This window comes from Nonomuraea phyllanthi, from assembly GCF_006334985.2.
Taxonomy (GTDB): domain Bacteria; phylum Actinomycetota; class Actinomycetes; order Streptosporangiales; family Streptosporangiaceae; genus Nonomuraea; species Nonomuraea phyllanthi.
On record NZ_VDLX02000011.1, the window covers coordinates 58,243 to 78,143 of the forward strand.

General features: G+C 71.8%; 15 protein-coding genes. 5 read left to right on the top strand and 10 right to left on the bottom strand.

What is annotated here, in order from left to right; all coding sequences use genetic code 11:
- Positions 1-8 precede the first annotated feature (8 nt).
- Genes FH608_RS27825 through FH608_RS27840 form a run of 4 tightly spaced genes read right to left on the bottom strand, consistent with a single transcriptional unit; the run spans position 9 to position 4,976 of the window.
- Positions 9-1,031 (bottom strand): ABC transporter permease, encoded by a 1,023-nt coding sequence (locus FH608_RS27825; protein ID WP_139633572.1) that lies wholly within the window; start codon positions 1,029-1,031, stop codon positions 9-11.
- On the bottom strand, positions 1,024-2,541 hold the full coding sequence (locus tag FH608_RS27830) for a sugar ABC transporter ATP-binding protein (RefSeq protein ID WP_139633573.1): 1,518 nt from the start codon (positions 2,539-2,541) through the stop codon (positions 1,024-1,026). The genes FH608_RS27825 and FH608_RS27830 overlap by 8 nt, the downstream gene beginning before the upstream one ends.
- The gene (locus tag FH608_RS27835; protein ID WP_139633574.1) at positions 2,531-3,598 is read right to left on the bottom strand and encodes a sugar ABC transporter substrate-binding protein; all 1,068 of its coding nucleotides are present in this window, start codon (positions 3,596-3,598) and stop codon (positions 2,531-2,533) included. The genes FH608_RS27830 and FH608_RS27835 overlap by 11 nt, the downstream gene beginning before the upstream one ends.
- 52 nt (positions 3,599-3,650) lie before the next feature.
- Positions 3,651-4,976 carry an enolase C-terminal domain-like protein gene (locus FH608_RS27840; RefSeq protein ID WP_226899975.1) on the bottom strand — a complete coding sequence of 442 codons (1,326 nt, stop codon included), beginning with the start codon at positions 4,974-4,976 and terminating at the stop codon, positions 3,651-3,653.
- Between the two features lie 298 nt (positions 4,977-5,274).
- Between FH608_RS27840 and FH608_RS27845 the strand changes: the two genes are divergently transcribed.
- The 5 genes from FH608_RS27845 to FH608_RS27865 are packed head-to-tail and all read left to right on the top strand — an operon-like array spanning position 5,275 to position 9,971.
- The gene (locus tag FH608_RS27845) at positions 5,275-5,997 is read left to right on the top strand and encodes a FadR/GntR family transcriptional regulator (protein WP_139633575.1); all 723 of its coding nucleotides are present in this window, start codon (positions 5,275-5,277) and stop codon (positions 5,995-5,997) included.
- Complete coding sequence (larA, locus tag FH608_RS27850; protein ID WP_139633576.1) at positions 5,994-7,274, top strand: nickel-dependent lactate racemase; 1,281 nt, start codon at positions 5,994-5,996, stop codon at positions 7,272-7,274. The genes FH608_RS27845 and larA overlap by 4 nt, the downstream gene beginning before the upstream one ends.
- Positions 7,271-7,981: a nickel pincer cofactor biosynthesis protein LarB gene (gene larB, locus FH608_RS27855; protein WP_139633577.1), complete on the top strand. Its 711-nt coding sequence runs from the start codon at positions 7,271-7,273 to the stop codon at positions 7,979-7,981. The genes larA and larB overlap by 4 nt, the downstream gene beginning before the upstream one ends.
- Positions 7,978-9,147 carry a nickel pincer cofactor biosynthesis protein LarC gene (gene larC, locus FH608_RS27860; RefSeq protein ID WP_139633578.1) on the top strand — a complete coding sequence of 390 codons (1,170 nt, stop codon included), beginning with the start codon at positions 7,978-7,980 and terminating at the stop codon, positions 9,145-9,147. Before larB ends, larC begins: the two co-directional genes overlap by 4 nt.
- On the top strand, positions 9,144-9,971 hold the full coding sequence (locus FH608_RS27865) for an ATP-dependent sacrificial sulfur transferase LarE (RefSeq protein WP_139633579.1): 828 nt from the start codon (positions 9,144-9,146) through the stop codon (positions 9,969-9,971). Before larC ends, FH608_RS27865 begins: the two co-directional genes overlap by 4 nt.
- A gap of 57 nt (positions 9,972-10,028) precedes the next feature.
- Here FH608_RS27865 and FH608_RS27870 read toward each other — a convergent pair whose 3' ends face one another.
- The 6 genes from FH608_RS27870 to FH608_RS27895 all read right to left on the bottom strand — a co-directional run bounded on the left by FH608_RS27870 (position 10,029) and on the right by FH608_RS27895 (position 19,872).
- Positions 10,029-10,625 (bottom strand): hypothetical protein, encoded by a 597-nt coding sequence (locus FH608_RS27870; protein WP_139633580.1) that lies wholly within the window; start codon positions 10,623-10,625, stop codon positions 10,029-10,031.
- Positions 10,622-11,335, bottom strand: coding sequence for a hypothetical protein (locus FH608_RS27875; protein WP_139633581.1), 714 nt, complete (start codon positions 11,333-11,335; stop codon positions 10,622-10,624). Before FH608_RS27875 ends, FH608_RS27870 begins: the two co-directional genes overlap by 4 nt.
- A complete protein-coding gene (locus FH608_RS27880) occupies positions 11,332-12,369 on the bottom strand; it encodes a COG1470 family protein (RefSeq protein WP_193318656.1) in 1,038 nt (345 codons plus the stop codon). Before FH608_RS27880 ends, FH608_RS27875 begins: the two co-directional genes overlap by 4 nt.
- 94 nt (positions 12,370-12,463) lie before the next feature.
- The gene (locus FH608_RS27885; RefSeq protein ID WP_139633583.1) at positions 12,464-13,105 is read right to left on the bottom strand and encodes a hypothetical protein; all 642 of its coding nucleotides are present in this window, start codon (positions 13,103-13,105) and stop codon (positions 12,464-12,466) included.
- A gap of 71 nt (positions 13,106-13,176) precedes the next feature.
- Positions 13,177-18,384 carry a ThuA domain-containing protein gene (locus FH608_RS27890; protein ID WP_226899976.1) on the bottom strand — a complete coding sequence of 1,736 codons (5,208 nt, stop codon included), beginning with the start codon at positions 18,382-18,384 and terminating at the stop codon, positions 13,177-13,179.
- Between the two features lie 207 nt (positions 18,385-18,591).
- Positions 18,592-19,872 (bottom strand): ROK family transcriptional regulator, encoded by a 1,281-nt coding sequence (locus FH608_RS27895; protein WP_139633584.1) that lies wholly within the window; start codon positions 19,870-19,872, stop codon positions 18,592-18,594.
- Positions 19,873-19,901: the final 29 nt, after the last annotated feature.

Sequence of the window (19,901 nt, forward strand, 5' to 3'; positions counted from 1 at the left end):
CGCGGGGGCTAGTCCTGGACCTTGCCGCCGGTGAGGCGGGACAGGACGAGGGCGACGATGATGATGGTGCCGTTGAGGGCCTGGATCCACTGGGCGGGCACGCCGGCCAGGGTGAGGACGTTCTGGATCATGTAGAGGAGCAGGATGCCGGTGAACGCGCCGAACACCGTGCCCTTGCCGCCGTTGAGGCCGACGCCGCCGATCACGGCGGCGGCGAACACGGTGAAGATGGCGCCGTCGCCCTGCGCGGCCGCCACCGAGGCGAGGTGTCCCGACATCATCAGCCCGCCGAGCGCGGCCAGCACGCCGGCGCCCACCAGCGCGGTCCACAGCACCCGGTCGGTACGGATGCCGGCCGCCTTGGCCGCGTCCACGTTGCCGCCGATGGCGTACAGGGCGCGGCCGTACTTGGTGAAGCCCAGCAGCACGACGCCGCCGGCGAACAGCAGCAGGCACAGCCAGATCGAGGCGGGCACGCCGAGCCACAGGGCCGAGCCGAGGTAGAGCATCGAGGCCGGCAGGTTGAAGAAGGTCTGGCCGCCGGAGATGCCGGTGAGCAGGCCGCGCAGCACGATGAGCATGCCGAGGGTGACGATGAAGCCGTTGAGCCCGAACCGGACGATGAGCAGCGCGTTGATCGCGCCGATGAGCACGCCGACGGCCAGGGTGATGGGGATGGACCAGGCCCCCGGCAGCAGGCCGAGCCCGGCGCCCGAGCCGGCGGCGACGGTGAGCCAGGCCGCCACGCCCGGCGCGAGACCGAACGTGGACTCCAGCGACAGGTCCATCTTGCCGGCGACCAGCACGATGGTCTGGGCCAGGACCAGCAGGGAGATCTCCGACATGGTCTGCAGGATGTTGATGAGGTTGTCGCCCTGCAGGAAGATCGGGTTGACGATCTGGCCGACGACGGCGATCGCGATGATCGCGGGGATCAGGGCGAAGTCGCGCAGCCGGGCCAGCCGCACGCGTGGCCGTTCCCGCCCGGAGGTGGCGGTCTCGGTGGCGGGCGTGAGGGTTTGCTCAGGCATCGAGCCGGACTCCTTCCATGGCCGCCACCACGTCGTGGTCGTGCCATCCGGCGGCCAGTTCGGCGACGACACGGCCCTGGAACATCACCAGCAGCCGGTCGCACAGCCGCAGGTCGTCGAGTTCGTCGGAGGCGATCAGCACGCCGGTCCCTCCGGCGGCCGTCTCCTCGACCTTGCCGAGCAGGAATTCCTTGGACTTGACGTCCACCCCGGCGGTGGGGGTGATCAGCACGAGCAGCCGGGGATCGGAGGCCAGCGCCCTGGCCATGACGACCTTCTGCTGGTTGCCGCCGGACAGGCCCATCACGGGCAGGCCGGGACCGGGGGTCTTGATGGCCAGGTTGTCGATCAGGGCCCTGGCCAGCCGGTCGCGCCGCCGGCCGCTGATCAGTCCGGCCTCGCCGAGCCGGTCGGGGACGGTCATGGTGGCGTTGTCGGCGATCGACATCATCGGGACGAAGCCCTGGTGGTGCCGGTCGCGGGGGACGAACCCGACGCCCGCGGCGAGCGCGTCCGGCACGCTGCCGGGACGGGGAACGCGCCCGGCGACCTCGACCGTGCCCGAGTCGGCCGCCCGCAACCCGGCGACGGTCTCGGCCAGCTCGGTCCTGCCGCTGCCGGCCGCGCCCGCCAGTCCGACGATCTCGCCGGTCTGGATCCGGAAGCCGATCTCCCGGTAGGCGTCGCCGTACGACAGGCCGCGCACGTCGAGGACCACGCCGGGCCCGCGGGTCACGGCCGTCCGGGAGGGCCCCTCCGCCAGGCCGGCCGCCTCGCCCGCCATCGCCGCCACCAGCTCCGCGTGCGGCAGGTCGGCCACCGTGGTGGTCAGGATGTGCCGGGCGTCGCGGAAGACCGTGACCGTGTCGCAGATCTCGTAGATCTCCTGCAGGTGGTGGCTGATGAACAGGAAGGTCACCCCCTGTTCCTGCAGGGCGCGGATCCGGGTGAACAGCCGGGCGATGGCGGCGGCGTCGAGCTGGGCGGTCGGCTCGTCGAGGATGATGAACCGGGCGCCGAACGACAGCGCACGGGTGATCTCCACGAACTGGCGCTGCTCGACGTCCAGCTCGCCGGCCGGCAGGCGCACGTCGACGTCCACCGACCAGCCGGCGAGCAACTCGGTCGCCTTGCGCCGCAGCGCGCCCCAGCGGACCAGCCCGAGCCGGTTCAGGTCGTGGCGGTGCAGGTAGAGGTTCTCCGCGACGGTCAGCTCGGGGATGATCGTGGACTTCTGATAGACGCAGGCCACGCGTTGCCGCCAGGCGTCACGGTCGGCCAGGCGTGGGGCGGGCTCGCCGCCGAAGCGCACCTCGCCCTCGTCGGGAGCCTGGAGCCCGGTGAGGATCGAGACCAGGGTGGACTTGCCGGCGCCGTTACGGCCGACGAGCGCGTGGGTCTGGCCGGGCATGACGCGGATTCCGGCGCGGTCCAGCGCGACGGTCTCCCCGTATCTCTTGGTGACGCCCACCGCCTCGACGAGAGGGGTGGCCGCCTGGTCATCCGCCAAGGTTGTTGCCCCACAGAGAGGAGTCGTCCGGCTTGATGCTGGCCACGCCCGCGTAGGTGCCGCCGTCGGCGGTGACGAGGGGCGCGGACAGCTGGTCCTCCAGCAGGCCGGGGCGTACCTGGATGATGGTGCTGTCGTGGTCGGTCGGGCCCGGCTTGAACGTCTTGCCGTCGATGGCGGCCTTGGTGTACTGCAGCGCGTACTTGGCGTACTGGTCGGCGGGCTGGGAGACGGTGGCGTCGATGTTGCCGGCGGCGATCTCCTTCAGCTCCTGGGGGATGCCGTCGTTGGAGATGACGAAGACGTGCTTGGGATCGTCCGGCGGGACCAGCAGGCCGCGCTGCTGGAGCACCTGGAGGGTGCCCGACAGGGCGAAGCTGGACTGCATGTAGACGCCCTTGATGTCGGGGTTGGCGGTCAGCTGCGTCTGGAGCTTCTGCGAGGCGAGCGCGCCGTCCCAGTTGGTGGCCTCGCCGAACACCGTGATGCCGGGGTAGCCGGCCTTCATGCAGGCGTTGAACGCCTCGGTCCGGTCACGGCCGTTGATGGAGGCCAGGTCGCCCTGGAGCATCACGACCTTGCCCTTGCCGCCCAGCTTCTCGCCGAGGAACTTGCACGCCTTCTCGCCGTACGCGCGGTTGTCGGCGCGTACCACCATGAAGGCGTCGCCCTGCTCGGGGCGGGTGTCGACCATGACCACGGGGATCTTCTTGGTGTTGAGCTGCTGGAGGGTGGGAGCCACGGCGGCGGTGTCCTGCGGCGCCAGCACGACTCCCTTGACGCCCTGGCTGATGAGGCTCTGCACGTTGGCGGTGAGCTTGGAGATGTCGTTCTGGGAGTTGGTGGTCTTCAGCTCCAGGCCGTTCTCGGCGCCGAACTGGGGGACGTACTTGATGAAGGAGTTCCAGAAGTCGGTGTCGGAGCGGGGGTAGTCCACCCCGACGACCGGCTTGCCGCCCGCGGGGGAGGCCGGGCCGCCGCCTCCGCCGCCCCCGCAGGCGGTGGCCAGGCCGGCCGACAGGGCGACAGCCGTTCCTAAGGCGAGTCCTCGTCTCATGGCTGTTCCTTTCCTGTGCTGGGTCGAGACCGGAGACAGCCGCGGGAGCGCGTCACACCGCACCCGCCGCGCCGGCGACCGTGTTGGCGGCCCACTGCGGGCCGTTCGGGTAGGCGTACTCGGCGCGGGAGGCCGGACGCATCTCGGCGCCTCCGCCCGGACGCGCGGGGGCGACGTATCGGCCGTCCCGGATCACGACCGGGTCGGTGAAGTGCTCGTGCAGGTGGTCGATGTACTCGATGACGCGGTCCTCGGCGGTTCCGCTGACGGCCACGTAGTCGAACATCGCCAGGTGCTGGACCATCTCGCACAGGCCGACCCCGCCCGCGTGCGGGCACACCGGTGTCCCGAACTTGGCGGCGAGCAGCAGGATGGCGATGTTCTCGTTCACACCGCCGACCCTGGCGGCGTCGAGCTGCAGGATGTCGATCGCGCCGGCCTGCAGGAACTGCTTGAACATCACCCGGTTGTGGGCGTGCTCGCCGGTGGCGACCTTGATGGGGGCCACCCGGTGGCGGATGGCGGCGTGGCCGAGCACGTCGTCGGGGGAGGTGGGCTCCTCGATCCAGTACAGGTCGAACTCGGCGAGCGGGGCCAGCCACGTGATCGCCTGGCCGACGTTCCAGGCCTGGTTGGCGTCCACGGCGATGCGCACGTCGGGGCCGACCACCTCGCGGGCCAGCCGGACGCGCCGGACGTCCTCGGACAGGTCGGCGCCGACCTTCAGCTTGATCTGGCGGAACCCGTCGGCGACCGCCTCCTCGGCCAGCCGGGCCAGCTTGTCGTCGGTGTAGCCGAGCCAGCCCGGAGTGGTGGTGTAGGCGGGGTAGCCCTCGGCCAGCAGGCGGGCCCGGCGCTCGGCACGGCCCGGCTCCGCCGCGCGCAGGATGGCCAGCGCGTCCTCTCTGGTGAGTGCGTCCTCCAGGTAACGGAAGTCGACGACGTCGACGATCTCCTCGGGCGTCAGCTCGGACAGCAGCAGCCACAGCGGCTTGCCCGCCCTGCGCGCGCGCAGATCCCACAGAGCGTTGAGCACGGCCCCGGCGGCCATGTGGATGACGCCCTTCTCCGGGCCGAGCCAGCGCAGCTGGCTGTCGGCGGTGAGCCGGCGCGACACTCCGCCCAGGTCGCCGAGCACCTCGGCCACCGGACGCCCGGTGACCAGCGGCGCCAGCGACTCCACGGCGGCGACGGCGATCTCGTTGCCGCGCCCGACGGTGAAGGCGAGGCCGTGCCCTTCCTGTCCGCCGCCGGTCCGCACGATCACGTACGCGGCCGAGTAGTCGGGCTCGGGATTCATGGCATCGGAGCCGTCGAGCTGCCGTGACGTGGGGAACCTGATGTCGTGGGCCTCGACGGCTGTGATCAGCTCGGTCACGCCGGACCGCCTCGGTGATGGTTGCGCACGAAGATGTCCTCCATGGGATGTTTCCGGGAAGTGAAGTAGGTCTCACCGCATGGACATGGGATGTCTTTCTTAACCCTCTTAGGGCGATGTGTCCATAGCTCCCCGAAAAACTGGGAAAAACGGTGATCGGATCGTCCTGCCCGATAAGGAGACAACCCATGTCTGTGTGCTCTTCTGTCCGGATCATCCGCGAACATAGGATGTCTGTTATGTTTCTCGACGTGACACATGTCCCGATCGAGCGACTCCGCGCTTGGAGGGCGCCCGCATGTCCCTGACCGACGAGGCGATCTCCCGCATCCGCGCACTCATCCAGTCGGGAGAGCTGCCGCCGGGAGCGCGGCTGCCACCGGAGCACCAGCTCGCCGCCCAGCTCGGCGTCTCCCGCAACCCGCTGCGCGAGGCGGTCAAGGCGCTGGTCGTGGCCCGGGTGCTCGACATCCGGCGGGGCGACGGCACCTTCGTGACCAGCCTGGAGCCGCGGCTGCTGCTGGAAGGGCTGGGCCTGGCCGTCGAGCTGCTGCGCGACGACACCCTGCTGGAGATCGTCCAGGTACGGCGGCTGCTGGAACCCCAGGCGACCGCCCTCGCCGCGTCCCGGATCTCCACCGAGCAACTCGACGAGATCGGCGAGCACCTGGGCGCGATGCGCGCCGCCTGCGACGACGTGGAGAAGCTGAACCACCACGACGCCGCCTTCCACCGCGCCGTCGTGCGGGCGACCGGCAACGAGACGCTGTCCACCCTGCTCGACGGGATCTCCGGCCGGACGCTGCGGATGCGGGTCTGGCGCGGCACGGTGGAGGCCGGCAGCTCACACAAGACGGTCGCCGAGCACGAGGCGATCTACAACGCCCTGGCCGCCGGCGACGCGACGATGGCCCAGGCCGCGGCGCTCATGCACATCGGCACGACCGAGACCTGGCTGCGCTCGGTGCTGGGAGACGTCGAGCACTCCCGCGACCAGGCCGGCGAGGAGGAGAACCGATGAAGGTCCGCCTGGCGTACGGGGAGAGCGGCCTGACGGTCGAGCTGCCCGACGATGCCACCACGGTGGTGGCGCCCGTCCACCACGCGTCCGCCCCGGACCAGCGGGCCACGCTGCGGGCCGCCCTGCGCGAACCGGTGTCCGGGCCTCCGCTCCGCGCGCGGGTCAGGCCCGGCCAGACCGTCGCCATCTCGGCCTGCGACGGCACCCGCCCCCAGCCCCGCCACCTGATGATCCCGGCGATCCTCGACGAGCTCGACGGCATCGTGGACCTCGACGACGTGACCATCCTCGTCGCGACCGGCACCCACCGCGGCAACTCGGAGGCCGAGCTGCGGGCGATGTTCGGCGACGCGGTCGTGGACTCCGTACGGATCGTCAACCACGACGCCCGCGACTCCGGCTCGCTCACCTACCTCGGCCAGTTCGGGAAGGACGTGCCGGTGTGGCTGAACACCGCCTGGGTCGAGGCGGACGTGCGGATCACCACCGGTTTCGTGGAGCCGCACTTCTTCGCCGGCTTCTCCGGCGGCCCCAAGCTGGTCGCCCCCGGGCTGGCCGCGCTGGAGACCGTGCTCACCCTGCACGACGCCGCCCGGATCGGCGACCCCCGGGCCACCTGGGGGGTGATCCACGGCAATCCCGTGCACGACGACGTGCGGGCCATCGCCGAGGGCACCGGGGTCACCTTCGCCCTCGACGTGATACTCAACCGGGACAAGGACATCGTGGCGGCCTTCGGCGGCGACCTGTCGCCCATGCACGCCGCGGCCACCGCCGCCGCCCGCCGGCTCGCCATGCGGCGGGTCGAGGCGCCGTTCGACGTGGTGGTCACCACGAACTCCGGCTACCCCCTCGACCAGAACCTCTACCAGTCGGTGAAGGGCATGTCGGCGGCCTTCCAGGTGGTGCGTCCCGGCGGCGTGATCGTCGCCGCGGCCGAGTGCCGCGACGGGTTCCCCGACCACGGCTCCTACCGCGAGGTGCTGGCCTCGGAGCCCTCGCCCCAGGCGCTGCTCGACGCGATCGCCGCCCGGCCGGTGACCGTCCCCGACCAGTGGCAGGTGCAGATCCAGGCACGCATCCAGGCGGGCGCGCGGGTGGTCGTGCACTCGTCGTACCTCAGCGAGGCCGACCTGGCGGCCGCGCACCTCGAATGGACCGGCGACATCACCGCCACGGTGACCGAGGCGCTGGCCGCCGCCGGCCCGGGCGCCCGCGTGTGCGTGCTGCCGGAGGGCCCGCAGACCATCCCGTATCTGGCCGGCGGTCAGGCATGAGCGAACGCGTCGTCGACCTCGGGTTCGCCCGGGTCGACGTGGACCGGGAGGCCCGCCAGGGCGCGCCGGAGGTCGTCTACGGGCCGGGCAAGACCGCGGGGGAGATCGCCGCCGTCGTCTCCGCCCTGCTCGCCCGCAACTCCGGCCCGGTGCTGGCCACGCGGATCGAGAGCGCCGTCGCCGAGGCCGTCCTGGCGGCCGTGCCGGGAGGAGCCTACGAACCCGCTGCGCGCCTGCTGGTGTGGCGGCCCGCTCCCACCGGGTCGTTCGCGGTCGCGGTGGTCACGGCGGGAACGTCCGACGGGCCGGTGGCGGCCGAGGCGGCGGCCGTGGCCGGGGCGTTGGGGCTGGCGGTCACCGTCGTCCGCGACGTGGGGGTGGCGGGCATCCACCGGCTGCTCGCGGAGACCGGCCGGCTGCGCGCGGCCGACGCGGTGATCGTGGTGGCGGGTATGGAGGGCGCGCTGGCCAGCGCCGTCGGCGGGCTCGTGGCGGCGCCGGTGATCGCCGTGCCCACCTCCGTCGGATACGGCGCGGCCCTGGAGGGCGTCACCGCCCTGCTGGCGATGCTGTCCTCGTGCGCGGCCGGGCTCACCGTGGTCAACATCGACTCCGGCTTCGGGGCCGCCATGGCCGCCCACCGCCTCGCCCATGCCGCCGCGCGCCACGCCTCCCCGTCCGCCCCCGAGCCTGGGGGACGGAGGTGATCTGCCGGCTCGACCCGTTCACGGGACTGGCGGGGGACATGCTGCTGGCGGCGTTGATCGACGCGGGCGCGCCCCTGGACGGGATCAGGTCGGCCGTGGCGTCGACCGGGCTCACCGGGTGGGAGCTGACGGCCGAGCGGGTGCGCACCCACGGGCTCGCGGCGACCCGCGTACGCGTCCTGGTCACCGACCCGGCCACCGAGCGCCGCGCGGCCGAGCTGATCTCCATGGCCGGGTCCGCCCGCCCGGAACCGGTCGCCGCCCTCGCCACCGTCGCGCTGCGGGCGGTCGCCGAGGCCGAAGGCCGGATCCACGGCGCCGACCCCTCCCAGGTGCACCTGCACGAGCTGGGCGGCCACGACGCGCTCGTGGACATCGTCGGCGTGGCCGCCGCGCTGCACCTGCTCGGCGTCACGGAGGTGTACTGCGCCGCCGTCCCGCTCGGTACCGGCACGGTGAGCACCCGGCACGGCGTGCTGCCCGTACCGGCTCCCGCGACCCTCGCCCTGCTCGAGGGAGCCCTGGTCACCGGGAGCGAGCTGCGCGGCGAGACCGTGACGCCCACGGGGGCGGCGCTGCTGCGGGCCATGCGGGCACGGTACGGGCCGCCGCCACCGATGATCCCCCTGGCGACCGGGTACGGCGCCGGCACCCGGAAGCTGCCCGACCGCCCGAACGTCGTCGTGGCCACCCTGGCCGAGCCCTCCCATGACGACGGGCTCGAACCAGTCGTCGTGCTGGAGACGAACCTGGACGACGTCACCGGCGAGCTGCTCGGCCACACCATCGCCCGTGCCCTGGACGCGGGCGCCCTGGACGCGTGGGCGAGCCCGGCGACCATGAAGAAGGGCCGGCCGGCGTACGTGCTGCACGTGCTGTGCCGCCCTTCCTCCGTGCCCGTCCTGCGCGAGCTGGTCTTCGCCGAGACCGGGACCCTCGGCGTGCGCGAGGTCGCCGCCGGGCGCACGGCCCTGCGCCGGCACACCACCGAGGTCCACCTGGACGGCCGGCGCGTGCGCGTCAAGCACGGACCCCACGGAGCCAAGCCCGAGCACGACGACGTGGCCGCCGCCGCGGCCGCCCTCGGCCTGTCCCTGCGCGAGACGGCGGCCAGGGCGCTGCGGCTGGCACAGGAGCGCCCACGGGCGGAGGAGGAACAAGGGTGACCACCGACGACAAGATCACAACGCTGCTCGACCGGCTGTCGGGCCTGCCCTCGCTGGCCGTCGCCTTCTCCGGCGGCGCCGACTCGGCGCTGGTGCTGGCGGCGGCGGTCCGCGCGCTCGGGACCGGCCGGGTGCTGGCCGTGACGGCCGTCTCCGACAGCCTCGCGGACGAGGAGCTCGACGTGGCCCGGGACTTCGCGGCCTCCCTCGGCGTACGGCACCTGCTGCCCCGCACGGCCGAGACGGCCGTTCCCGGCTACCGCGCGAACGGGCGTGACCGCTGTTACTTCTGCAAGTCGGAGGTGCTGGACGTGATCGGCCGGGTGGCGGCCCGCCACGGCTTCCCGCACACCGCCACCGGCACCAACGCCGACGACGCCGTGGACCCGTTCCGGCCGGGGATCAGGGCCGCCGACGAGCGCGGGGTCCTCGCGCCGCTGCGGGACGCCGGTCTCACCAAGGCCGAGGTGCGGCGGGCCAGTCAGGCGTGGGGCCTGGTCACCTGGGACAAGCCGGCCGCGCCGTGCCTGGCCAGCCGGGTGGCCTACGGAGTGGAGGTGACGCCGCGCCGGCTGCACCGGATCGAGGCGGCGGAGCGGGCGGTGCGCCGCCTGCTGGCCGGGGCCGGCCTGCCGGTCACCGACCTGCGGGTACGCGATCTCGGAGACCGCGTACGGGTGGAGCTGGACCCCGCCCTGGTGGCCCGGGCCGCCGACCTGCCCGGCCTGGTGCCGGCCGTACGCGACGCGGGCTTCCACGACGCCCAGGTGGGCGTGGCGCCCTTCCGCTCCGGCGCCCTGAACATCGAGCCGCCGCGCGGGTGACGGCCCCGGACACGGCGACGCCGGCCGGCCGCCGTGTCGGGGATCCGCTTCACGCCGTCAGCGCCGGACGCCCGCGTGCCTGTGCCGCCGGGCGAGGCCGATCCAGGCGGCGAGGGCGGCGAGCGCCGCCAGCACGATGATGCCGATCTTGAAGGGCATCCCCATGGCGCCGTCCTCGTCCGCCACGGTCGCCGTGGCCGCGGCCTTGTCGTGCGCATGCGCCTGTGCCGGCGCCGTCGCCTGGACCGGCCCGGGCGCGGTCGTCGCCACGGGCGCGGCGGCGACCACGCCCGCCTTCACCTTCACCGTCGCTTTCGCCTTGGACGGCTCGGTCGCCTTCACGGTGACCTTCCACTCACCGCTCGGCAGCGGCTCGGCGGCGTGGTAGAGGTTCTGGCCCTCGGGCGCCGACCTGAGCGGCACCGGGCCGAAGGAACGGCCGTCGGCCGAGGTCGCGGTCAGCGTCGCCTCGACGATCTCCGTGACGGGATGGCCGTCCTTCTTGTACGTCACCAGCACGTTGACGTTGTCGGCGCCGTCTCCCGTCACCTCCAGCTTGATCGGTCCGCCGTGGGCGGAGGCCGCCGGTGCGCCGAGCACCAGGACGAGTCCGGCCAGCAGGACGGTAAGGAGGTATGCCGGTGCCTTGTTCACGAGTCGTGACTCCCCTCGGGTTCGGCGTCGGGGGTGAGCGCCCCCTGGCCGGGTGATGTCGGCAGGAACACGTGCTGGTGACCGTGGCCCGCGTCGACGCTCAGGGCGTCGAGCGCGGTGGCTCCGACCGACCAGGTGAAGAGCGCGTCGGCGCGCTGGCGTACGGCCAGGTCCATAGCGGCGGCGCGGGCCGGTCCCGTGAGGTCCCGCGCGGCCGCGTAGGTGTCGACGGTCGTGGCGATCTGCCGTACGGCGGAGGCGAGACTCGACCGCGCCACGTTGGTGGCGGTCTCGCCGGACGGTGGGTCGGCGAAGTCCTGGACGGCCGCGGCGGCCGCCTGGCGCCAGGTCTCGACGTCGGCGTCGGTCACCGCGACGGGCCCCGCGGCGCCGTCCGCCGGCGGCATGGCCCGGTTCAGCCCGTCGAGCACGGGGACGAGCCGGGTGCGCGTGCCGCGGGCCAACTCCGTCAGGGTCTTGATCTGCGTCTTGTCGCGGAGGGCGGACTCGGCGCGGAGGCGGTCGGCCGTCCGCTCGATCGGGTCCGGCCGGGTCAGCCCGAACACCACGCCGCCGGCGACGATCGCGCCGAGGGCGAAGGCGACCGCGAGGGGGAGCACGCGTGCCCACGCCGCACCCCGTACCGGGGCCGGTCGCCTGGAGCGGTTGATGGTGGCCACCTCCTTGGGGCGGATGCCGATGGTGCTCACGCTCCCTGGGGTGTTTCCCGGCTGTGAAGCATGATCAGCTTCTGGATGCGCCTACGGCGCCAGGCGGCGAGCAGCCGGACGGCGAAGAAGGCGAGGACGAGGAGGACGATGAGGGCGAGCTGCGGCCACGGCAGGGCCCAGACCGTGGTGCCGATCGCCATCCGCTGCGCGGTGACGCCCGGGATCGCCTGGCCCGCGGGCGAGGGGATCGCCGTGACCGTCGCGCCGATGGGCCCCAGCGGCCAGGCGCCGGGCACCCGCGCGACGAACGTGCGGCTGCCGCCCGGCATGAGCTCCCTGGCCCTGGCCGCGGACGGGTCGCTCCAGCTGCTCTCACCTGCGAACGTGGAGGTCAGCACCTGGTTCTCGGTGACCAGCCGGACATTGCCGGCGTTGGTCACGGTGTAGGTCACCGCGACGGAGCCCGCGGCGAAGGGGTTCCACGACGCCGTGTACTCGGCCCGCACGTCGGTTACCGCGACCTTGGCCACGTAGTCGCCGGTGACGCGGATGTTCAGGCGGACGCCCACCCGGTTCTGGACCCGTACCTGGCCGGAGACCGTCTCCAGGGACGCGGTCACACCCGCGGGATGATCTCCCGGCGTCGCGTTCGGGGGGATCGACACCGTCACCGGCACGACGGACGTGGCCCCGGCGGCGATGGTCACGTGCTCGGGAACCGCTATCCAGGCGCCGCCGTCGACCGGTTCGGCGTTCGAGGGCTTCATGTCGAAGTAGCCCTTGGAGGTCAGGTAGCCGTCGTTGGCGTCGATCGCGAAGTCGACCGGCTCGGTGGAGCGGTTGATGACCGCCACGTGCTCGACCACCTGCTGCCCACCGGCGATTTCGAGGTCGATGACGCTGCGGCCGTCGGGGCCGTCGGCGTTGGCCGGCACGACCGACCAGGTGGTGTCGGCGTGGGACGGGGCCGCGAACGCCACCAGGGCGGCCAGCAGGGCGACCAGCAGGGCCGCGCAGGCGGCGGGTGCGACGGCGAGGCGGGCGAGTGCGCCTCGCGAACGGCTTGTCGTCAACAGAGGTGTCTCCAGTCTCATCATGGCCGTCCGGGACCCGTGCCGGCACGGGTCCCGGACGCCCACAGCGGGCGATGGCGTCCTGGCCTCCGGTTCAGGACTGGTTGAACAGCGAAAGCGTCACGGTCGAGTGGTACTCGCCGGCGGCGACGTCCACGGGGGTGCGCAGCGCGAGGTCGGCGTTGACCTGCCAGGTGCCGATCTCGTCGGCGGAGTCGGCCGTCGACACCAGCAGCTCCTGGCCCTGCAGACCGACGGTGGGCGCTCCGGAACCGTCGGAGATGACGCTGGAGACGGGCTCGCCGGCCGCCACCGCCCCGGTGGTGGAGTCGCTCAGCAGGCGTGGCTTCCAGCCCAGGTACTCCGGGCCGATGGGTGGCGCGGAACCGTCGGTCACGGTGAACTCGCCGGCCTGGCCGACGACCGCCCAGAAGTCACCGTCGGGGATGTCCTCGGGGCGGCGGCTGTCGGTCACCGTGACCGTCGGCAGGGTGCCGACGAACTGCCGGGCGGCGGCGTTGGAGCCGTCCTCCTGCAGGGCCACTCCGCCGTTGTCGGCGATGGTCATGGAGACCTCGCCCGGAGTGCTGTTGGGCTCGATCGTCACCGACACGTCGATGCCGTTGTCCGGGTCGTCCTCCGCCACCGCGGCACCGGCCACGCCGGCGCCGGCGCCGGCCAGCGCGACACCGAGCACCGCCGCGGCGAGCAGCTGCGCGGTCCTGTTGATTCTCATGTGATCGCTCCATCCATGGGGGGCGGGGCCGGCCGGCGGATCGACCGGCCGGCCCCGGTTGTGCTGGGCGCTCAGCGGCAGCTGAGCGCCGGGTAGGCGGCGTCGTACGACGAGGTGACCTGCTCGCCGCCGATCGTCGCGGTCCCCTTCACGGTCGCCGTGCCCGCGTCGATCTGCCCGGCCCGGCTGTTGAAGGATTGGTACGCCCGCTTGCCCGGGGCCACGTCGGCCACGGTCTTCGAACCGAACGGGGTGGTCAGCGTCACCGTCGCCGGCACGTCGGAGCCGTTGACGGCCGTGACCGCCACGTACGCCGAGGTGCCGATGCAGCGGGACGAGGCGGAGACCGCCAGCTCGACCTGCGACGAGGAGGACGAGATGGTCAGCGTGAGCGTCTTGGCCTCCTCGACGTTGCCCGCCTTGTCGGTCGAGCGGTAACGCAGCTCGTGCTCCCCGTCGCCGGTGACGTTCACCGGTTCGGTGTAGGCGGTCCAGTCACCGCCGTCGAGCTGGTACTCGGTCTTGTCGACCCCGCTGCCGCCGTCCTCGTCGGCGGCCTGCAGCGTGACCGAGACCGGACCGGTGAACGGGCCGCCCTCGGGCTGCTCGGGATCGGTCGTCGCCGTCGTCACCGGCGCCGTCGTGTCCTCGCCCGACGCTCCCTCGGTCAGGTGGAAGTAGTCGAACGTGACCGTCTTGGACGCCGACTGGTTGGTGCCGATGGTGAACACGCCGGCCTTCGCGCCGGAGGCCACCGCGCTGTTCTCCACCGGGGCGGACAGGTCCGTCCAGGTCTCGCCGTCGGGGGAGTAGGAGCCGGTGAAGGTGTCGCCCTCCTTCTTCAGGCGCAGCCACCACACGCCGGTGGTGAGGTTGTTCGCCTGGGGTTGCGGGTTCTGCACGGTTCCGCCGACCTCGCTGCGCAGTTCGATGGCCCGCGCCACCGTCGACCCCGCGGCGTTGGTGGCGAGGAAGTCGAGCTTCACGTAGTCGTCGTCCCCGGCGTAGACCATCAGGCCGCCCTGCTGGTACTGCTCGTTGAGGGCGGAGGCGTCCACCTTGGTCTCCACCGTCCAGTCGCCGCTCGGCGCCGGCTGGAGGATGAGGTTCTTCGGGCCGCTGTTGTCGCTCCCGTAGATGTCGCCCGTGGTGGTGTCGAGCTCCAGCTTGCCGTCGCCGACGCGCGCCGCCGTGGCGTCGGGGCGCACGATCGCGCTCCAGCGGCAGGCGTCGAGCGCGGTGCCGTCGAACTCGTCGTCCGGGTCAGGCGTGGTCGCCTGGTCGTCCGGCGTGATGTGGAACCAGTCGAAGGACGCGTCCACCACCGGGTGGTTGGCCCCGGCCAGCGAGAGCAGGCCGATCTTCGGGTCGGTGATCCCGGCGAGCGCCTTGGTCTCCGGCATCGCGGTGTACGTGGTGCCGTCCGGTGAATAGTGGGCGGTGATGTTGGTGCCGTCGCTCATGAACCGCACGTACACCGTGTCGGGGTAGGAGTCCCCGAGGTTGGCCGTGTTGCTCTGCGACACCTCGTTCGGGGCGCCGTTCTCCTCCCGGATGAACTGGAAGATACGGCTGGCGTGGTCGGAACCCGAGGTCGACCGCGCCTGGAGCACCATCTTCGCGTAGTTGTCGTCGTCACCGTAGATGATCAGACCGGCCTGCTGGTACGCGTCGCGCGCGTCCAGCGTGAGCTTGGCGGTGGCGGTCCAGGCACCCGACGGCGCCGGCTGCACGACGATGTTCGGCGTGTTGCCGCCCGTGCTGTAGATGTCGGTGGTCGAGGTCGGGATCACGAGGTTGCCGTCCGCGACCTTGAGGTCCTGGTTCTCCCGGATGACCGACCAGCGGTCACGGTCGAGCTGGTCTCCCAGGAAGTCGTCCGAACGGCCGGTGAAGCACACCGTGGGCTCCGCGTCCACCTTGACCGGGACCTGTGTGGTGGCCGACGCGCCCTTGTCGTCGGACACGGTCACCACGGCGGTGTAGTTGCCCGGCGCGGTGTAGGTGTAGCTGGCCTCGGCCGTGGTGGGCTCCGGCGCGCCGTTCACCCCGAAGTTCCACTCGTAGGTGATGGGGTCGCCTTCGGGATCGGTGGCCGACGCCTCGAAGTCGACCTTCAGCGGGGCGACGCCCGTCGCCGGGGTCGCCGTCGCGGTCACGACCGGACGCTGGTTCTCCGTGGCGCCCTTGCCGACGAAGTCGACCCAGTTGACGTTGAGCAGGTAGGCGTCGTCGGCCGCGCTCGCCGGCTTGCGCACGACGAAGTACAGCGGTCCGCTCTCCGTGGGGGGGCTGGTCAGGTCGAGGGTGACGTCGGTGAACGTATCCCAGCCGCCGGTCGGCGCCACGTCGACCGAGCCGACGAGCGTGCCGGTCTCGGGGTCGCCCGCCCGGACCTGCACGGTGCCGCCGGCGCCGCCCGAGGAGGCCCGGAGCCGGATCGCGGTGACGTTCGACAGGTTCACCGGGTCGAACGACCACCAGTCGCCGTCCTGGACGAACGCGATGTGCTCGTTGCCGCCCTGGGCGTCACCCGTGGTCTCCGCCTCGACGCCCGCGGCGTCGGTGCCCGTGCCGTCGGCCACCCGGCCGGTCTGCGTGAAGTGCTCGGCCTGCTTGCGCTTGGGCTCCAGGATGACCTGGCCCCGCCCGGTCAGCGGGCCTGCGCCGTCGGCGCCCCCGTCGGTGTAGCTGGCCTCGATGACGTAGAAGAGGTTGTCGTACTCGCCGTGGCCCGCCTGCTGGGTCTGCAGCACGCCCTCACAGCCCTTGAGCTGGTCGAGCGGGTGGCCGTGGCTGTCGTGGCCGAGGATCGCCTGGATCTTCACCTTGTCGCAGTCGATCGTGCCGTCCTCCGGGTCGGTGACGGTGACCTCGAACTTCACCTGGTCGCCGAACTCGAAGAAGGCGCCGTTCGGCGGGACGTCCACCGAGACCGTGGGCCGGGTGTTGCCCGCGCTGATCGCCACGCTGGCGGTGGCGGTCCTGTCGTCGGAGGTCGTGACGGTCAGGATGGCGTTGTAGTCGCCGCCCTCCTCATAGGTGAACGAAGGGCTGGGGTCGGTGGAGTCGGTGTCACCGTCGCCGTCGAGGTCCCAGGCGTAGGTGATCGGCTTGCCGTCCGGGTCCCGGCTGCCCTCGCTGGAGAACGTCACGGCCAGCGGCAGCGGCCCGTCCGTCTTGTCGGCCGTGGCGCGGGCGATCGGCGGGCGTGTGCCCTTGGTGTAGACGATGCGGTAGACGCCGGAGTCGGCGTTGTCGCCGCCGAAGCCGGAGCCCCACTCGATCATGTAGAGCGCGCCGTCGGGGCCGAACTTCATGTCCATCGGCTTCTTGAACGACAGGGAGCCGAGAATCCGGTTCATCTCGACGAGCTCGTCGCCGGTCTCGTTGAGCTGCAACGACCACACCTGGTTGTTGTTCCACTCACCGAAGATCGCCTTGCCGTCCCAGTAGGCCGGCCACTTCACGTCCGACTGCAGGTCCGGGTCGGAGCGGTAGACCGGGCCGCCCATCGGCGCGCCACCGGTCAGCTCCGGGAAGTTCTGCGGGTCGGCCGCGTAGTGGTACCAGATCGTCGCCGGGGTCACCGGCGGCAGGCTGGTCAGCCCGTCGTTGTTGGGTGAGTCGTTGACCGGCGCGGCGCAGTTGAACGGCGACCCCGACTGCTTCGTGGCGAAGTCGTAGTCGACGTACGGGGTGTTGTTGCCGATGCAGTACGGCCAGCCGAAGTTGCCCGGCTGCGAGACGAGGTTCCACTCGACCGTGTTCTGCGGGCCGCGCGTGGAGCTCGCCGCGTTGGCGTCGGGCCCGTACTCACCGAGCATGATGTGGCCCGTCTTGGGGTCGAGACCGATGCGGAACGGGTTGCGGAAGCCCATGCCGTAGATCTCCGGCCTGGTCTTCTCCGTGCCCGGCGCGAACAGGTTGCCCTCAGGGACGGTGTAGGTGCCGTCGGTCTCGGGGTGGATCCGCAGCAGCTTGCCGCTCAGGCTGTTGGTGTTGGCCGCGGTGCGCTGGGAGTCCCAGCTGGCGCGGCCGGACTGCTCGTCGAGCGGCGCGTAGCCGTCGGAGGCGAACGGGTTGGTGTTGTCGCCCGTGCCCAGCCACAGATCGCCGGTCTTGGGGTCGATCACCATGCCGCCGCCGTGATGGCAGCACTCGGCCCGCTGCACCGGGACGTCGAGGAGTTTCTTCTCGCTCGACAGGTCCACGGTGTCACCGGTGACGGTGAACCTGCTCAGCCGGTCGACGTCGGTCCCGGTGGGCGAGTAGTAGAGGTACACCCAGTGGTTGGAGTCGAAGCCGGGGTCGAGCGCCATGCCGAGCAGGCCGCTCTCGTTGGCGGTGAAGACGTCCAGCGTCGCCGCCGTCACCGTGCCGCCGGCCGGCTTGATGATCTTTACCTCGCCGAGCCGGTCGATGTAGAAGACCCGACCGTCCTTGGCGACGTCCACCATCATCGGGTTCGAGGTGTTGTCGTCGAGGGTGACCTTCTCGAAGCTGCCGCTCTGGGAGGCCGAGCAGTCGGCCTTGACGGCGCCGGCGGCGGTCTGGATGCCGCCGAGGAGCAGCTTCAGGAAGTTGGGCTCGCTGTAGTTCTCCTTGAGGTGGCCGAGCCCGGTGTACCACGAACGGCCGCCGTCGAAGTCCTGGCACCACGTGTTCGGGTGGTCGGCGCCCATGGTGGCGCCGGTGTAGGACTTCTCGTCCATCGACGTCAGGACGTGGACCGTGCCGCGCGGGTTCGTCTGGTAGTCGTACCACTCGTCGGTACGGGTCCAGGTCGTCGGCAGGTCCTTGGTGGCCGGGTGGGCCGGGTCCTCGACCTTGACCGTGGCCTGCTGGATCGCGGGGTGCTGCTTGAAGTACGCCCCGACCAGCTTGCCGTACCACTCCCAGTTGTAGCCGCTGTCGGCGGCGGCGTGGACGCCCACGAAGCCGCCGCCGGCCTGGATGTAGCGCTGGAAGGCGTCCTTCTGTTCCTGCGTGCCCAGCGGGTCACCGGTCGTGGACATGAAGACCACGGCCTGGTACTGCGCCAGGTTCTCGTCGGTGAACAGCGCGCTGTCCTCGGTGGTGTCGACCGCGAAGTTGTTGTCCTGGCCGAGTTGCTGCACGGCCGCGATGCCCTCGGGGATCGAGTCGTGCCGGAAGCCGGTCGTCTTCGAGAAGACGAGCACCTTGAACGCGGGCTCCGCCGCCGCCGTGGCGGCGGCGGCGCTCACCGGCGCCGCGAGGAGTGTGATGAAAGGGACGATGAGGGATAAGGCCATCATGGCCGCGGTCCGACGCCTCGGGCGCCGTCCGCTTTCTGGCAGGACCGCGTTGAGCGGCCTGGCCCACGTTCGATGACGTGGTGACATGGAAAACCCTTCCTGACCGGGGGGACGTCAGGCAAGGCGCGCGCCGCCGCGCTGTTGCCACTTGGTGGTAGCGGATGGTGCGGTTGCTGGAGGGTGCCGTCTCCAGGTCTGTGGGGGCCGTCAGTAAGGTGCCGGCCGGGGGAGTGAGTCCATGATCGTTGTCGGGTCGTCGATGATGTGATTGACCACCATGCTCGCGGCGCCGCGGGAGGCGGCGCCGAAGCCGAGCGTGGAGGCGACGAAACGGCACTGGGCGGCGGGAGCGGCCACCACGAGCCGTTGCAGCTGGTCCTGCGCGTGCGGAAGGAGCCACTGGGCCAGTGAGGCGAAGTAGCCGCCGATGACGATCACTCGCGGATTGAGCAGGTTGGCCAGGATCGAGCCGCCGAGCCCGAGCCACTCGCCGACCTGCGCCACCGCCGTCATCATCCGCCGGTCGCCCGAGGCCAGGCCCCTGGCGATGTCGGCCACCCGCTCGCCGGGGTCGGGCACCGGCATGCCGGGCGACCCGTACGCCTGCTCGGGCATGGCCGCACGGACAAGCGCGGCCAGGCCGACCTTGGTCTCCCAGCACCCGATGCGGCCACAGCCGCACTGGTCGCCGTTCGGGTCGACCTGCAGGTGTCCGACCTCACCGGAGAATCCGTCCGCTCCGCGCAGGAGTTCGCCGCCCAGGATGATGCCGCCGCCGACGCCGACCTCGCCGGTGAGATAGATCAGGTGGGATGTGCCCGCGGCGACGCCCGAGGTGTACTCGGCCAGCGCGGCGAGGTTGGCGTCGTTGTCCACCCACACCGGCACGCGCAGCGGGCCCAGGATGGAGCTCAGCCGGTCGGCCACGGGCAGGTCGTGCCAGTAGAGGTTCGGTGCGAGTGTCACGACGCCGCGTGCCACGTCCACCAGTCCGGGGACGGCCAGCGCGATGCCGGCGGGGGTCGCTCCGGCCCGCCGCATCGCCTCCACGGCCTCCTTGGCCACGAGCCCGAGCCGGCGCACGGCGCTGTCCGGGCCATTGCCCATGGCGTCGTAGACCACCCGGCGCTCGACCAGGACACGGCCGCTGAGGTCGGTGCCGTGGACCGCGATGTAGTCGACGTTGATCTCCATGCCCAGGGCGCCGACGTGCGCCCCGTGCAACGCCACCGCCCGTCTGGGGCGCCCGATCGCCCCCACGTGCTCGACGCCGACCTCTCGCACCAGTCGCCGTTCCAGGAGCTCGGCCATGAGGTTGGAGACGGTGGCCCGGTGCAGCCCGGTCGCCTCGGCGATGTGGGCACGGGACAGGGAAGTGTGGTCGCGCAGTTCGCGCAGCACCAGCGACAGGTTCGCCCGGCGCAGCGCGGCGGACCCTGTCGGCGCTGCGCCACCCGGGGCGCGGGAGCGGGACGATCGGTACGTCACCCCCACCCCTTTGTTTGTCTCCGAGATCA

Coding starts and splice junctions, on each gene's coding strand:
- FH608_RS27825 (WP_139633572.1), bottom strand. CDS start 1,031: ATGCCTGAGCAAACCCTCACGCCCGCCACCGAGACCGCCACCTCCGGG.
- FH608_RS27835 (WP_139633574.1), bottom strand. CDS start 3,598: ATGAGACGAGGACTCGCCTTAGGAACGGCTGTCGCCCTGTCGGCCGGC.
- FH608_RS27845 (WP_139633575.1), top strand. CDS start 5,275: ATGTCCCTGACCGACGAGGCGATCTCCCGCATCCGCGCACTCATCCAG.
- larA (WP_139633576.1), top strand. CDS start 5,994: ATGAAGGTCCGCCTGGCGTACGGGGAGAGCGGCCTGACGGTCGAGCTG.
- larB (WP_139633577.1), top strand. CDS start 7,271: ATGAGCGAACGCGTCGTCGACCTCGGGTTCGCCCGGGTCGACGTGGAC.
- FH608_RS27885 (WP_139633583.1), bottom strand. CDS start 13,105: ATGAGAATCAACAGGACCGCGCAGCTGCTCGCCGCGGCGGTGCTCGGT.
- FH608_RS27890 (WP_226899976.1), bottom strand. CDS start 18,384: ATGATGGCCTTATCCCTCATCGTCCCTTTCATCACACTCCTCGCGGCG.